The following is a 14,283-nucleotide window of genomic DNA, read 5'->3' as shown; positions in this document are numbered from 1 at the left end:
TTTTCTGATTCTATCTCGAATTGACGATCTCACGCCATTCGAAATTCGCCCTGATGATCTCTGCCGCCTGGCCTTCAGCCGCGGCAATGATGGCGCTTGCCGCCTGATCCAGTCGTAAGGTGTTCGGATCGATTGTCCGCAACGAAGCCGCGATCGCCTGCCCTACGGCGTCGCGAGCGGCCCTCAGCGCAAGCCCAAAGATCATCGGCCTGACCTGGAAGGCTTCCGCCGTCAAAGCGCGGAAGCGGTCGAAATCCTCCTGCTCCAGGTAACGAAGGTCGATGTCGAGAAGGCGCCGGTCCGCGCAACCGCGGGCAACCAGTTCTCGATGATAGAGTTCCACGATAGCGTCGAAGATCGCACCTATGAAGGGAAGCGCGCGGTCATGCACCTCGCGCGTCACCTCGGACATGCGGCGAAAGTTGGTGGCGAGGCGAATCTGCGTTTCCGGGCTCGTCTCCGCGAAACGATTGAGCTCGTTATAGAGTAGCAGGTTGCCCCTCGTGCGCCTGAGCAGCCGATCGATCGCGGAATCGAAATGCAGGAACGAGATCAACGAAACCAGGTCGGAAAAGGCCTCCGAAAACGGAAAGAAGTCGCCTTCGCGCGACACGGCCGTCGGGATACCGGTTTCCGAGAGGAGGATAAGGTGACCGACTTCATGGGCAATCGTATCGAAGTTCAGCGCATAAGGTCGCCTGATGCCCTCCGCATCCGAACACCCTAGCTCCAGGAATCCGTACCCTGCCTGCGCATTGTCCCATTCCACGAAAGCAACGATCTCGAGCCGCGGAAAGGTCTCGTCGAAGAACCAGCGGATCGGCCTGCCGAGATAGCTCTGCCAGATATCGAGAACGAGGTGCACACAGGCGTAGGCGTGCACGGAAAGAAATGCCCGCGAAGTCGGCATTATACTGTCGAAATGGCGGTCCGGCCCCGGCTGCACCGGCGCACGCATGGCCCCGTCGAATGGCGGCAGCCGGTCGAAACCGTATGGCTGCTTGTCAACGAGTGGGTCGACGACATACATCGTCGCGTCGCTCGGGCCGGCACCGATTTCATCGGGCGCTATCGACAGCCAGACGCGATCCGGCTGCTCGTATCCCGGAATGAAGGGTGGTTGGGGGAAAATCCAGAAACGCGTGCCTACACGCCTATCCCCGGATTCGAGGGCATCGTCTCGAAGCAGACGCATCGCACAATTGCCCCCGACTAAGAAAATCCGGCAATTACGGGTTCAATTTATAGGTGTTCACCAAATTCGAGTCAATGCCGCCCGCCTCCAGGTCGCGGAGGAAGGTGTTCGTGGCAATCCAGGCGCCGGGCGGGGACACCCTGCCTCGCTGCATGACAAGGCGCGGCACGTTCTTCAGGGCGAGCAGCGCATCGCGTCTCTTTTGTCCGACCATTTCACGTCGCAGTACCATAAGCCTCTCTTCCGGCCACCCGGCGGCCCGAAAGACAGCCGGCAGCGAGCGCTCCCGAAAGTTCATGCTTCGCGCGATCGTTGCGAGGAGGTCGCGTTCGGAGGCGGTGATGGCGCCGCGGCGCGTCAAGGCGGAAAACGTCCGCTGCAGATCGATCAAAGAGTCGGTGAGCGGAAGGAAGCCCAGCTCCGGCGGCCCGGAATGGACCGCGACGGCGTCGTCGGGCGCCGGATCGGCATGAAGGGCGAGCCTCCGGCGCCGGTACCATCGGTAGACCAGGCCGACACCGATCATGCCGAATCCATCGAGTTCCGCCGCCCTGAGCGCCCCCATGCTGGCAGCACCGATCATGACGATCCCCTGTGCCATCGCCCAGAGGATTTCCTTGTGCCGAACGGCTGGCCTGTCTTCGAACTGGCCGTCTATCAGTACCATGGCGCGCGGGCGGAAGGCGTGGGCCGCAAGCAGGATGTCCCCTTGCGCGGACGGTTGCAGATAAATGGCATCGAGAGTCCTTTCGGCCTCCGCAAGAGGCAGCGTCGGACCAAGGAACACCAGGACCGGACCTTCGTCGCTTCGCTCCGCCATCCGAACACTCATCGCAGGAGGAAAAAGGAAAGGGCGCGGGGAAGAACGGTCCTGACGCAATGAACGCCCGCTTCATCATCCGCCCCAACCGGTACGGCCAGTATCGGTCCAAGACCGGCGGTGATCACCTGATCCATCAGCGAGCGAAGATCGGGGACGACGAGCGGAGGTGCTGTGCGCGTCGAAGCCGCATCGTCAAGAATGAGCGCGCGGGCTTTCGCAACGACGGTGCCGGTGCTTCTCCGGTAGTGTTCTCTCGTCTGGTCGTCGCGCGCGCCCGAAATCGCCCCCGCCCGTGCCGCCAGTGCCTCCAGCATCGCGCTCGCTGCCGCCGCTTCGACGCTCTGGCCGGCGGCGTAACCTTCCGTCGGCAGGGCCAGGATAGGCTCGCCGCGGCCAGCCTCGATCGTCTGGCACCAGACGACGGGAATGCTTGCCGGCGAAGGGGCGAGCCAAAGGGCGAAGGATATGCCGCAGGCGCCCGCGACCGACAGAATGTAATCGGGCCGGTCGCCGAGCGCGGACGTGGCGATGCGCATCCGGTCGAAGAAACCGTGGGTCGCAAAGGCGCGCGCGATCGCGTCACGCTCGATGCACTCGAGCAGCCCGTGTGCGAACGCGCCGCTGGCACTTGTGTGGCAGGCAAGCCCCGTAGTCGTGCGCAGAAACAGCCCGTCGCCGGCAGGCGGCGGATCGGTGTAGCGGGTGTGCACAAGCTCCAGCGGCACCGGATGCATGTCTCCGCTGGCGACGTCGAGGCCGGCGATCCAGGGTATCCTCTTCCTCCGCCAGCCCTCCCGGCGTTCCGGAACCAACAGATTTTCAAACAGACCGTCGGCGATTTCGAGCTCATCGGCCGTGGCCGGAAAGATCCGTTCGGCCGGTATCGACTCGGCATAGTAGCGCTCGAGCGCTTCCATGACCGCACCCACTGTCGCCTGCGCCTTGGAAAAGCCCCGCCCCAGGGACGTGACCTCGGAAAGGGCGGCGGGGCGAACGGCCTGGATCACCGGCAGGCCGATCCGGTCAAGGCCGGTCAGGTCGCCGAGCCGGCTTATCCGCGCGCGCCGGCAGAGCGGCAGGATCGCGCGAAGACAGTGCTCCAGTTCCTCGGATGCCGGCTGATGCGAAAGCGGTACATTCAGCCGCAAAGCGATCGAAGCATGGAGATCGGTGAGTGCCGCACTGGAGCATGCGGCAACGTTCGCACTAACGCCCCTTGCTTCAGCGTTTGACGGCAATGCCAAGCTCCCGGATCGAATGCCGCGTCCGCCTGAGCAGCGCCGTTGCTTCCTGAATTTCGGCAATCTCCAGTGCCGAGCGCAGGTCTATTGCAGCCGCTTCCCTGGGCTCCCCTGCTCGGGCACGGAGGACCGCCCGGCAGCGGTGCAACTCCGCCAGCCAATAGGCATGGCCGGTTTCCTCGGCTTTGCCGATCGCCTCGCTCACGACGTCGATCGCGAGGTCGAGCTTACCGGCACGGCCGAGCAAGGTGGCATGCATGTAGAGATAGATCGGCAGGTCGGCGACAGCCCCGAGATCGCGCAAAAGCGACAGTCCGCTTTGAAATGTCGCATGACCACTCGCGAGGCTCGTGCGATGGGCCTCTGCCCAACCGCCAAAAAGAAGCGACAGGCCCGACAGGGATTGCATCTTCTGCTCCGTCGCGAAATCCGCCATTCGCGCTGCAACATCCGTGAGCTTCTCGAAATCATCCCTATAGAAAGCCGAGACCGCCTCGGTATCGAGCGAGTGGGCCTTGCTGGGCGCATGCGCGATCCGGTCGACGAAGGCGATCATCCGGGAGATAGCGGCGTCGGAGGCCTTCGTGCGCCCCGTGAGCCATAACGAAAGCGCAAGTTGGCCGAGAGCGCAGACCTTTGCATCATGCCCGCTGAACTCCGTTCGGCTCTCCTTCGCCCTCTTCTCGTCATAGAGCGCCAAGCCGGCCTTGACGGCATCTTGTGTCTCCCGGTGGCGACCGAGGTTGAAATCGATCGCCCAGATGCAATGATTGACCTGAAGTTGGATCTCCGGCTCATTGGCCTTCGACAGCATCGACTGAACCTCCAAGGCGCGATCGTGCATGACGCGGAAATCCGATCCGGTGAACCACCAACCCCAATAGATCGGAAACCACTGCGACTGCTCCGACAACGGCCGTCTGCGCGCAATTTCCACGCCTTGCTCATAAAGATTGCGCGCTGGTGGCGAATTGAACCCCACCAGTCCTGTCAGGACAGGCCCAAGCGCCATCAGCGCCGAAAGCTGCAGCGGCTCGGCCGTGCTTGCCTCGTCCAATTGGCCGCAGAGATCCAAGGCATGCTCCAGATATTGCCTCGCCTCGATCATCGCCGACCGGCTCGAACTCTCCTTTCCGGCAGCGATAAACAACGGGACCGCCTCTTCCACAAGCCCTGCCCGCTCCGCATGTTCGGCAAGCGCACCGGTGTCGATCCAGGAGGCGACGTCCCGGTTTTGACTGACCGCAGCGAAGAGTCGGCGATGCAGCACCTGTCGCTGCTTGCGCAACTGCGCGTTATATATCGTCTCCTGGATCAGTGCATGCCGGAACCCATAGGCGGTCCGGCCCGACGCTCTGATCCGTGTGAGGAACCCTGTCTCACAGAGCATGTCGGCTGCGTTTGCAAGCGCCTTCTTGCCGAAATCCGGAAGCAGCTCCCGAAGCAACGGCAAGGTGATCTGAGTGCCGGCGATCGCCGCCGCCCGCGCCACCTCTCTCGCGGAGCCGAGGTGCTGCAGGCGGGCGTCCAATATCGCCTCGAACGCGGATATATGAGTGGGTTTGACGTTTTCCGACAAACTCATCGTGTCCGGCTCGGCGTTTTGCGAGACCCACTGACAGATCTCTTCGATGAAGAGTGGGACGCCTCCGGATATTCGTTCCGTCACATCGAAGAGGTCGGGCAGCATCGCCAGCCGATGCTCCGGCCAGTTCGCCTGTATAGCCAGCCTCGCCTCGTCGCGATCGAGCGGCCGCAACAACAGGCGCGTCGGATTCGCCGCGTCCAGCCAGTGCAACGGAGCTGAAGGGCGCGACGTTGCGACAAGCAGTATCGGAAACTGCTGCATTACCCGTGCAGCTTCGCCGAGCAGATCGCGGGAGGTAGGGTCGATCCAATGAATGTCCTCGACTGCCAGGACTACCGGTCCTCTTCGGCACACGACTTCGAGTGCACGAAACACGGCGCGATGGGCCTTCTCGCGGATGGTCTTGGGGTCTTCGTCCGACAGCAGGTGGTTTCTCCCCTGCGCCCCGAGCAGATAGGCGAAAATATCGACGACTTCCGGATCGCTGATGCCGTTGCGTTCGAACTGTGCCGCCACCGCTGCAGCCGTCAGCCCCCTGTGGCCGCCACTCAGCAACATCGCGCCGGGGAAGCTGTTGACAAGAGGATGAAGCGTCGAGCGGAACCCGCCCGGCTGGCATTGGAAAAAGAAGAGCTTCGACCGCCGGTCGCGCGTGCTGCCGCGGATTTCCCTGAGCAGCCGCGATTTGCCAATGCCGGCGTCCCCTTCGATCAAGACGACGGCGCCGCGCCCTTGAATAACGCCGTCCCATGCATTCGCGATCGTGTTCAGCTCACTCTCACGGTCGATGAACGGGCCTCCAAGCCTGCCGAAGGCATAGAACCGGGCGACGCCGATCTTGTGTTCAAGCGCGCGCCACACTTTTTCAGGCGCGGAGAAGCCCTTCAGGACCTTGCTGCCCTGGAACACGAACGCGAAGGATCTGCCCGCAAGATGCCGCGTGTCCTCGGAAACCAGGACGCTGTTCGGCGCGGCGACCCCCTCCAGACGGGTGGCCATGGCCTGGGCCACCCCGGTAACCGGTTCCCGCGTCCAGTTCTCCTCCGACGCCGGCTCCCGAACAAGGGCAATGGAGGTTGCGATGCCCACGCGAACGCGCAGATCGTCCAGCCCCGTCTCGTGACCCACGCGTTTGCAGGCCTCAACAATCCCGAGCCCCGCCCGAATGGCAAGCGAGGCTGCGTCCTTCGCTTCGAGCTCGATCGGAAAGAGCGCAACCCCGCCGTCGCCCGCCTCGTGCTGCATGACGCCGGAATTCGAAACGATCGCCTGCTTCGCGGCAAGCTGGAAAGCGGACAGCAGATCCTGGTAATCCTCAATGTCCATGGCTTGCATGAGATCGGTCGAGCCGACAAGGTCGTAGCAAAGTGCCGTCACGATGCGTCGCTCGCCGCCACGCGTGGACGAACTGCCCGAGCGTTGTCTACGCTTGGCCGCGTGCCGTGGTGTGTTGATCCGGCTTTCGCGCAGCATGCACCACTCCCCGCATTAGACGGCGCAGTCCGTTTAGACGCGCGCGCTCAATATGGACGACTTGCTTTTCTCGTATCTTTTCAACTTGATCCTGCTTTGGGAAGCCGTGCAGCCGGATATCGCTCGATTAAACACGTGCTTTTCTTGAGGAATCACTATTCAGGCAGAGGCTGATTGCCGGTCGAGCCAATGTCAATCGACGGTTGGCTGCAACCCCCGCCCGCCGCTCAACCTCTGGCCCCCAATGGCAGGCAGGCCACCTGTCAGTGCGCCTCACCGGACGATCGTCAGCCGCTCCGCCGCCCGGGTGATCGCCGTGTAGAGCCAGCGTTCGCGCGTGTCGCGAAAGGCGAAGCTCTCGTCGAAGAGCACGACATTGTTCCACTGAGAGCCCTGCGCCTTGTGCACCGTCAGCGCGTAGCCGTAGTCGAACTCGTCATAGCGCTTGCGGGTGGACCAGGGGATCTCGCCTTCGACATCCTCGAAGGCGGCCTTCAGGAGCTTGATCTTCGCGGCACCGCGATCCATGTCGTCGTCTTCCGGACGGATCATCAGGTTGATGCCCGGCTTCACCGTTTCCTTCGACGAGCTCATCACCTGCCAGAGCGAGCCGTTGAGCAGCCCCTTGGCCGGGTCGTTCCGAAGGCAGACCAGCTTGTCGCCGGATTGCGGATATTCGCTGGTGAAGCCCTTCAGCTCGCGGAGCCGCTGGTTGTAGCGCCGCCGCGTCCGGTTCGTGCCGACGAGCACCTGGTCGGCCTCCAGCACCAGGTCCTGTGTCACCTGCCCGCGGCCGATCACCTGGGCGGTGCCGTAGTCGCCATGCATGATCTCGCTGCCCTCGCGCACCTGCATGGCCAGCTGGATGATCGGGTTGTCGCGCGCCTGCCGGTGGATGTCCGTCAGCAGGTAGTCCGGCTCCTGATTGGTGAAGTAGCCGCCGCCCGAGACCGGCGGCAACTGTCCGGGATCGCCAAGAACGAGGATCGGCGTGCCGAAGCTCATCAAGTCCTTGCCGAGCGCCTCGTCGACCATCGAGCATTCGTCGACGATGATCAGCGCTGCTTTTGCGACTGGGCTCTGCCGGTTGATCGAGAACATCGGCGCGATCGAGGTTTTGCCGGTCTCCTCGTCCTCCACCTCCTCCTCTCCACGCGGCCGGTAGATCAGCGAATGGATGGTCTTGGCATTGCTCGCCCCCTTGGAGCGCAGCACCTGGGCCGCCTTGCCGGTGAAGGCGGCAAACAGCACCTCGCCGTCTACGTGCTCGGCGAAATGGCGGGCGAGCGTTGTCTTGCCGGTTCCGGCATAGCCGAACAGCCGGAAGAGCGGCGAGCGCCCTTCCTTCAGCCAGCGCGAAACGGCCTGCAAGGCCTCATCCTGTTGCGGAGCGAACTGCATGGCCCGCAGTGTCAGGATTCGGGGGCAGTGCGCAAGTGCGGATTTCTCAATCGTGCCCTCTGCGAGCCGGCTTCGAGAAAAAGGACAACCCGGCTGTAGCACTTTTTTGCAATGCACCTTGAACCACGGCCACGAATGCTTCTACGCTGCGCTGCATCCAAAGCAGTGCAGAGGCAACGGCGCCGTGAAATCGCGCAAACGCTTTTTCCGAAAATCGATTTCCGATTCTCCGGCTATGCGCTACCAACCGTTGCACATCCTGCGCCGTCATGTCGTTCGTCGCCGCACCCGCCGGAGAGCACCCGGAGAAGGCCCTTGAGACCGGAACACCCAGCAACGCCCTCCCCGCCGGAAAACGCAGGGATCGGCCGCTTGCGGCCGGCTTTGCAGTGGTGCGTGCTCGCACCCCTTTCGGCCGTGTTCGCGGCGATCCTCGAGGCGATCGGCCTTCCGGCCGGCCTGCTGATAGGCCCGATGCTCGCCGGCGCGCTCGTCGGCATGAACGGCGGCACGATCCGCCTGCCGCGCCAGCTCTACTTCTGCGTCCAGTTCATCCTGGCGATGATGATCGCCGGCTCGATGACGCCCGGCCTGCTGGTCGCCTTTTCCGGCAACTGGCTGCTCTTCCTGGCCGTCGTTCTCGCCGTCATAGGTGTCAGCACGCTTTGCGGCTGGACCATGACGCGGATGCGCATCCTGCCTGGCACGACGGCGATCTGGGGCTCCTCGGCCGGTGCCGCTTCGACCATGCTCTTGATGGCGGACGCCTATGGTGCTGATGCAAGGCTGGTCGCCTTCATGCAATACTTGCGCGTTGTCTTCGTCGCCAGCGCGGCCACGCTGGTCGCCCACCTGTGGGTCTCCGGTGCCGAGGTCCGCGCCACGACCGGCTGGTTCGCGCCTATCGCCGGCCTCCCCTTCCTGGCAACGCTTGCCGTCGGCCTTGCCGGCGGCTTCCTCGGCAAGGTCCTGCGCGTACCGGCTGGCGTCTTCCTCGTGCCCTTCGCCATCGGTTCCGTTCTCAACATCACCGGCACGCTGACGACCGAGCTGCCACGATGGCTGATTGCCCTGTGCTCCGTCATGCTCGGCTGGAACATCGGCCTCGGGTTCACGCGTACGATCCTGGTACATGCCCGCCGGGCACTGGTGCCGACGGTGATTTCCATCCTCGCCTTGATGTCCTTTTCCGGGTTGCTTGCGGTTCTACTGATCGTCGCCGCGGACATCGATCCGCTGACGGCCTATCTCGCCACCAGCCCCGGCGGCCTCGATTCGATCGCCGTCATCGCCACCTCGAGCAATGTCGACGTGTCCTTCGTCATGGCACTGCAGACGGTGCGGGTGCTGATCATCACCATGCTCGGCCCGGCCCTCGCCCGCTTCGTCGCCGATCGGGCTTAAGTCGCGGGCGCGTTGCTCAGCCGACATCGCACCCACGGCTGCGCGCGTGGATGGCTGCTTCGACAACCATCGCCCCCCTCAACCACCACGAGCGCATAGGGAATAAATCCTGCATCCTCCGTGTCTTATCCGCGAACCGGCCAGAACGCGGTTCCGCTTCAGCGGGAGCGGGACAGACCCTCGCCCCGCCGCAGAAACCTATTGAGGAAGGAAGGTCCCCATGAGAACGTTTCCAATAGCCATCGCCATTTGCCTTGCCGCAAGCGCTTCCGCCCTTGCCGCGCCGCCGGTCAAATCGGTCGAATCGAAAAAGGGCAATGTGCTGGCGGCAGCGAACGGCATGACGCTTTATACGTACAAGGATGACCACGGTGGCGTTTCCAGTTGCTACGACAACTGCGCGAAGAACTGGCCGCCGTTCATGGTCGAAGGAAATGCCATGGCCGAGGGCGCCTACACGATCGTCGACCGCAAGGATGGCGGCAAGCAGTGGGCGAAGGATGGCATGCCGCTCTATTTCTTCATCAAGGACAAGAAGATGGGTGACATTACCGGCGATGGCGTGAAGGGCGAATGGGATGTCGCACGGCCGTGACGGTCAAGAGGGGAGCGCGGGGACGGATCCTTCCGCTCCCGACGCCTTCGAGGAAGGGGTGCTGGCCCTGATGCCGGCGCTCCGGCGCTATTCGCGCAGCCTCACCCGGTCCGATCCGGACGGCGAGGATCTGCTGCAGGATTGCGTCGAGAAGGTCCTGGCGCGCCGTGCGCAGTGGCGCGGGGTGAACCTGCGCGCCTGGGCCTTCACGATCATGACCAATCTCTACCGCAACACTCACCGGCACAGGGCACAGCACCCCGAGGTCGAACTCAATGACGAACTCGGCCTTGCTGCCGCTGATGGCAACGCCGACCCGCTGGAGAAGCTGCGCCTCGAACGCGCGCTCGACAGGCTTTCGGCCGAAAACCGCTCGGTGCTGATGCTGGTGGTGATCGAAGGTTACCGCTACCAGGACGTGGCGGAGATGATGGCGATCCCGATCGGCACGGTCATGTCGCGCCTGTCGCGTGCCCGCCGCCAGCTCGCCGAAGCAATGAAGGACGACAACGTGGTTGCCCTGCGGAGACCGAAATGACTGACGAATTCAACACTGTCTCCGAAGACGAGCTGCACGCCTATGTCGATGGCCAACTGAGCCAGCCGGAGCGAGAGCGCATCGAGGCATGGCTAGAAAGGCACCCGGCACGCGCAGAGGAAGTGCGGCAGTGGCAGGCGCAGGCCGCGGCGCTGAGATCGCATTTCGCCAGCTATGCCCGCAGCGACGACGGCGACCGCTCGCTCGTCGCCACGGGCCGGGCAGCACCGAAGGTCGGGGCGACATCCTCCCGCGGCCTGCTGGGACGCGCCGCCGCCGGTCTGCTGATCTTCGCCGCAGGCGCCCTCACCGGCTTCTATGGACCCGCGATCGTGGCTCCCGACGGGCCGCTTCAGGTCGCGGAAGAGCCCGACACGCTGCCCCGGCAGGCACAATCGGCTTTCCTCATCTATGCGAGCGAGGTGCGCCACCCGGTCGAGGTGGGCGCCGACGACGAGCCGCATCTGGCGACCTGGCTCGGCAAGCGGCTCGACTATCAGCTGAGGATCCCCGATCTTTCCACGCTCGGCTTCTCGCTCGTCGGCGGTCGGCTGGTTCCGGTCAACGGCAAGGCGGGCGCCATGCTGATGTACGAGGATGGCACCGGCCAGCGGCTGACCGTCCTTCTCGGTCGCAACACCGAGAACCGCGAGACGAGCTTCCGCATTGCGAGCCAAGGCGGCGTCGAAACCTTCTACTGGATCGATGGCGGGATTGGCTACGCCGTCACCGGCGAAGTGCCGCGCGCGCTTTTGCAGAAGGTCGCCGACGAATGCTACCGGCAGTTCGAGGGTTCGTCAGCGTCGTGAGTCTGAGGCGCGGGCCTGTCAAGGAATTCACGGTCGAGCAAGCCCATCATGATGTCGTCGTGCCATGTTCCGTTGACAAAGGCAGCCTCGCGCTCTCTCCCCTCTACAACAAAACCGCATTTTTCATACGCCCTGATCGCCCGTTCGTTGTAGCTGAGCACACGTATTCCAATTCGATGAAGGCCCATCGGGCCAAAGGCGTGCCTCAGAAGAAGGTGGATTGCCTCGCTGCCAAACCCATGCCCAAGCAGGGCGCTGTTGAATATTCCGATTGCCATTGAGGCGCGGCGGTCATGCTGGTCGACGCGGTCCAGCCTGATCTCTCCGGCGCACGTCCCTTGAATTTCAATGATCCAGGCGTGCGGCTGCTCAACAAGGTTGCTCACCCAGCCTGCCGCTCTTTCTCTCGTTATCGGCCGCACGTCTTCTCTACTAACGCCGAACATTTCGGCGATGTCGGGATCGCTCCCCAAAAGAAAACGAGTCTCTATGTCCGCTTCACAAGGGGGCCGGAGCCTGATGTTCGGTCCTTCGAGAATGGGTGGCACCTTCATTTCCTCATTCGTATTCTCGGCCTGACGAGAATATCTCCGATAACGAAAACCGCCAGCCGCAGACCGTCCCATGAGGATTTCCGTTTCGCAACGGACGATTTACACATTGACGTTAGCGGCAAGGTTGCATCTGGCGCTTTCGCGCCTACCGGTTTCAGCTAAGGTCGTGCCATGAACATCCTGATTCTCGGCGCGACCGGTTTCATCGGCTCCGCCATCGCCAGAAAACTCGTCAATGATGGCCACCGGGTCACCGGACTCGGCCGCGATCCTTCGCGCGTCGCGCTGAAAATGCCCGCGCTTCACTGGATCAGGGCCGATCTTGCCGGCATGACGCGGAGCAACGACTGGCAAGATGCGCTCAAGGGCCACGACGTGGTGGTCAATTGCGCCGGCGCCTTGCAGGACGGCCTTTCGGACGATCTCGTCGCCACCCAGGAAAAGGCGATGCTGGCGCTCTACGACGCCGCGCGCGACAGCGGGCTGCGGCTTGTCGTGCAGATATCGGCGGAAACCGAGGGCACCGGCCAAGATCTTGCCTTTCTCGCCACCAAGCGCAGGGCGAACGCGGCGCTCGCTTCGAGCGGCCTGCGCTTCGTCATCCTGCGGCCGGCGCTTGTGCTCGGCCGCAATGCCCATGGTGGCTCTGCGCTTTTAAGAGCCCTTGCCGCCCTCCCCTTTGCAATCCCGCTCATCCATGCCGAAAATCCGGTCGCAACGATCGCACTCGATGATGTTGCAAGCACCGTCAGCGCCGCTGTCGACGGCGAACTGGCGGCCGGCTCGGATCTTCCGCTCGGCAATGATGAAAGCCTGACGTTGAAGGAGCTCGTTCTCATTCATCGCCGTTGGCTGGGCCTGCCGCCCGTTCCGGCGATGGCCTTGCCGTCTGCCTTGACGCGACCGGTCACCTGGCTCGCTGATGTGGCCGGTCGGCTCGGCTGGCGCTCGCCGCTCCGCTCCACCGCGATGACGGTCATGTCCGGCGGCATCGCGAGCAGGCAGTCAGCGGATTTCAAGCCGCGCCTGTTACGCGCCGCCGAAACCCTTGCCGCCGCTCCTTCCGGCGTCCAGGATCTCTGGTTCGCCCGGCTCTACCTGTTGAAGCCGCTGATCGTCGTAGCCCTTTCGCTCTTCTGGCTCGCCTCCGGCCTCGTGCCGTTCTTCGCCTTCGATGCGGCAAGCATTCATTTCGCCGCCTTCCTGCCAACGCCGCTTGCTAGCGCGGCGACCATCGCGACCTGTCTTGCAGATATCGCGCTCGGACTCGCAGTTCTCGTACGGCCCTGGGCAAGACCGGCGCTCCTCGGCATGCTCTTGCTGACGCTTGCCTATCTGCTTGCAGCAACGCTTGCCGAACCCGCGCTCTGGCTCGATCCCCTCGGTCCGCTGGTCAAGGTCCTGCCGTCGATTCCGCTAACGCTCACGGCGCTTGCCATTCTGGACGAACGCTGATGGTGCTCGAAGATCTCCTCCGGCTCCTTCACGTACTCGGCGCGACCGTGCTTTTCGGCACCGGCGCCGGCATCGCCTTTTTCATGGTGATGGCCGAGCGTAGTCGCGATCCGCGCATCATCGCCCATGTCGCCGGAATTGTGGTTGTTGCCGATACGATCTTCACCGCGACCGCGGTCGTGCTGCAGCCGCTGACCGGCTACGGGCTGGCGCGCGCGATTGGCTGGCCGCTTGCCGAGGGCTGGATCGCGCTGTCGCTGGCACTTTACGTCTTCACCGGACTCTTCTGGCTGCCGGTCGTCTGGATCCAGATCCGGTTGCGAGACCTTGCAAAGCAGGCTGCTGCAGCGGAAGCGCCTCTGCCGCCGGCTTTCGATCGGCTCTACCGCATCTGGTTCGCGTTTGGCTTTCCGGCCTTCTTGGCCGTCATCGCCATCTTCTGGCTGATGCTGACAAAGCCCGACATCCGTCTATTTTAGCATCGGCCAGAGGCTGACGACGAGCAGCACGGCCATGGAGATGTTGAACCATTTGAGCCGCGACGGTTCGGAGAGCCATTGCCGGAGCGCCGAGCCGAAGCCAGCCCAGGTCGAAACGCTCGGCACGTTGACGAGCGCGAAGACGAGTCCGACGGCAAGCACGCTCAAGAAATAGCTGTCGCTGCTGGTATAGGTGGCCATCGCCGAGACCGCCATGACCCAGGCTTTCGGATTGACCCACTGGAAGGCGGCGGCCTGCAGGAAGGTCATCGGCCGCGCACTCGCCTTGCCCTCACCGAGCGATCGCGAGGTCCCGATCTTCCAGGCGATCCAGACGAGATAGGCGCCACCGGCAAATTTCAGCGTGGTGTAGACGAGCGGCACCGAATGGAGCAGCGCGCCAAGCCCGAGACCGACTGCGAGCAGGAGCACGAAGAAGCCGACGCCGATGCCGAGCATATGCGGAATGGTGCGTGCGAAACCGAAGTTCACGCCTGACGCAAACAGCATCATGTTGTTCGGCCCCGGCGTAATCGACGTCGTGAAGGCAAACAGGAACAGCGCGAGCAGCGTATCCAGTTGCATGCATTTCCTCCTGCAGCGCAGCGCCGCCGTGGCGACCGCGCCAGATCTATCTGATTTATCGTGGCAATCCGTCAGAACCGGAATCGGTTCCAGGTAATTTAAGTCAGCCTACCTGACCTAAAGGCAAAGACCAGCTGGTATTT

13 protein-coding genes are annotated in these 14,283 nt (G+C 63.2%); 6 read left to right on the top strand and 7 right to left on the bottom strand.

Annotated elements, in window-relative coordinates; all coding sequences use genetic code 11:
- Positions 1-10: 10 nt before the first annotated feature.
- The 5 genes from QN222_RS28270 to QN222_RS28250 form a co-directional block, all read right to left on the bottom strand.
- Positions 11-1,195, bottom strand: a complete 1,185-nt coding sequence (locus tag QN222_RS28270; protein ID WP_283965054.1) for a hypothetical protein — start codon at positions 1,193-1,195, stop codon at positions 11-13.
- A 34-nt stretch (positions 1,196-1,229) separates the two neighbouring features.
- On the bottom strand, positions 1,230-2,015 hold the full coding sequence (locus tag QN222_RS28265; protein ID WP_283965055.1) for a TfuA-like protein: 786 nt from the start codon (positions 2,013-2,015) through the stop codon (positions 1,230-1,232).
- Between the two features lie 8 nt (positions 2,016-2,023).
- Positions 2,024-3,166, bottom strand: coding sequence for a YcaO-like family protein (locus tag QN222_RS28260; RefSeq protein ID WP_283965069.1), 1,143 nt, complete (start codon positions 3,164-3,166; stop codon positions 2,024-2,026).
- Between the two features lie 73 nt (positions 3,167-3,239).
- On the bottom strand, positions 3,240-6,320 hold the full coding sequence (locus QN222_RS28255; protein ID WP_283965056.1) for an AAA family ATPase: 3,081 nt from the start codon (positions 6,318-6,320) through the stop codon (positions 3,240-3,242).
- A 273-nt stretch (positions 6,321-6,593) separates the two neighbouring features.
- The gene (locus QN222_RS28250; RefSeq protein WP_283965057.1) at positions 6,594-7,721 is read right to left on the bottom strand and encodes an ATP-dependent RecD-like DNA helicase; all 1,128 of its coding nucleotides are present in this window, start codon (positions 7,719-7,721) and stop codon (positions 6,594-6,596) included.
- 315 nt (positions 7,722-8,036) lie between these two features.
- Here QN222_RS28250 and QN222_RS28245 point away from each other — a divergent pair, with 315 nt between their 5' ends.
- The 4 genes from QN222_RS28245 (at position 8,037) to QN222_RS28230 (ending at position 11,067) form a co-directional block, all read left to right on the top strand.
- Positions 8,037-9,125, top strand: coding sequence for an AbrB family transcriptional regulator (locus QN222_RS28245; protein WP_283965058.1), 1,089 nt, complete (start codon positions 8,037-8,039; stop codon positions 9,123-9,125).
- Between the two features lie 220 nt (positions 9,126-9,345).
- Positions 9,346-9,720, top strand: coding sequence for a hypothetical protein (locus tag QN222_RS28240; RefSeq protein WP_283965059.1), 375 nt, complete (start codon positions 9,346-9,348; stop codon positions 9,718-9,720).
- The gene (locus tag QN222_RS28235) at positions 9,704-10,258 is read left to right on the top strand and encodes an RNA polymerase sigma factor (protein ID WP_283965060.1); all 555 of its coding nucleotides are present in this window, start codon (positions 9,704-9,706) and stop codon (positions 10,256-10,258) included. The genes QN222_RS28240 and QN222_RS28235 overlap by 17 nt, the downstream gene beginning before the upstream one ends.
- The gene (locus QN222_RS28230) at positions 10,255-11,067 is read left to right on the top strand and encodes an anti-sigma factor (protein WP_283965061.1); all 813 of its coding nucleotides are present in this window, start codon (positions 10,255-10,257) and stop codon (positions 11,065-11,067) included. Before QN222_RS28235 ends, QN222_RS28230 begins: the two co-directional genes overlap by 4 nt.
- Here the strand turns inward: QN222_RS28230 and QN222_RS28225 are convergent.
- Positions 11,034-11,621, bottom strand: coding sequence for a GNAT family protein (locus QN222_RS28225; RefSeq protein ID WP_283965062.1), 588 nt, complete (start codon positions 11,619-11,621; stop codon positions 11,034-11,036). The two genes, QN222_RS28230 and QN222_RS28225, sit on opposite strands and share 34 nt — an antisense overlap.
- Positions 11,622-11,792: 171 nt before the next feature.
- On the opposite strand from QN222_RS28225, the gene QN222_RS28220 reads away from it, so the two are divergent.
- Together QN222_RS28220 and QN222_RS28215 are read left to right on the top strand one after the other, a co-directional pair.
- The gene (locus QN222_RS28220) at positions 11,793-13,076 is read left to right on the top strand and encodes an SDR family oxidoreductase (RefSeq protein ID WP_283965063.1); all 1,284 of its coding nucleotides are present in this window, start codon (positions 11,793-11,795) and stop codon (positions 13,074-13,076) included.
- Positions 13,077-13,078: 2 nt separating this feature from the next.
- Positions 13,079-13,555 (top strand): DUF2269 domain-containing protein, encoded by a 477-nt coding sequence (locus tag QN222_RS28215; RefSeq protein ID WP_283965070.1) that lies wholly within the window; start codon positions 13,079-13,081, stop codon positions 13,553-13,555.
- Here the strand turns inward: QN222_RS28215 and QN222_RS28210 are convergent.
- Positions 13,547-14,140 (bottom strand): LysE family translocator, encoded by a 594-nt coding sequence (locus tag QN222_RS28210; RefSeq protein WP_283965064.1) that lies wholly within the window; start codon positions 14,138-14,140, stop codon positions 13,547-13,549. The genes QN222_RS28215 and QN222_RS28210 overlap by 9 nt on opposite strands.
- Positions 14,141-14,283 lie beyond the last annotated feature (143 nt).

The organism is Sinorhizobium sp. 6-70 (assembly GCF_030124375.1).
In the GTDB taxonomy this organism is placed as follows: domain Bacteria; phylum Pseudomonadota; class Alphaproteobacteria; order Rhizobiales; family Rhizobiaceae; genus Sinorhizobium.
Note: the sequence above shows the minus strand (reverse complement) of the source record. Positions and strands in the feature narration are given on the sequence as shown.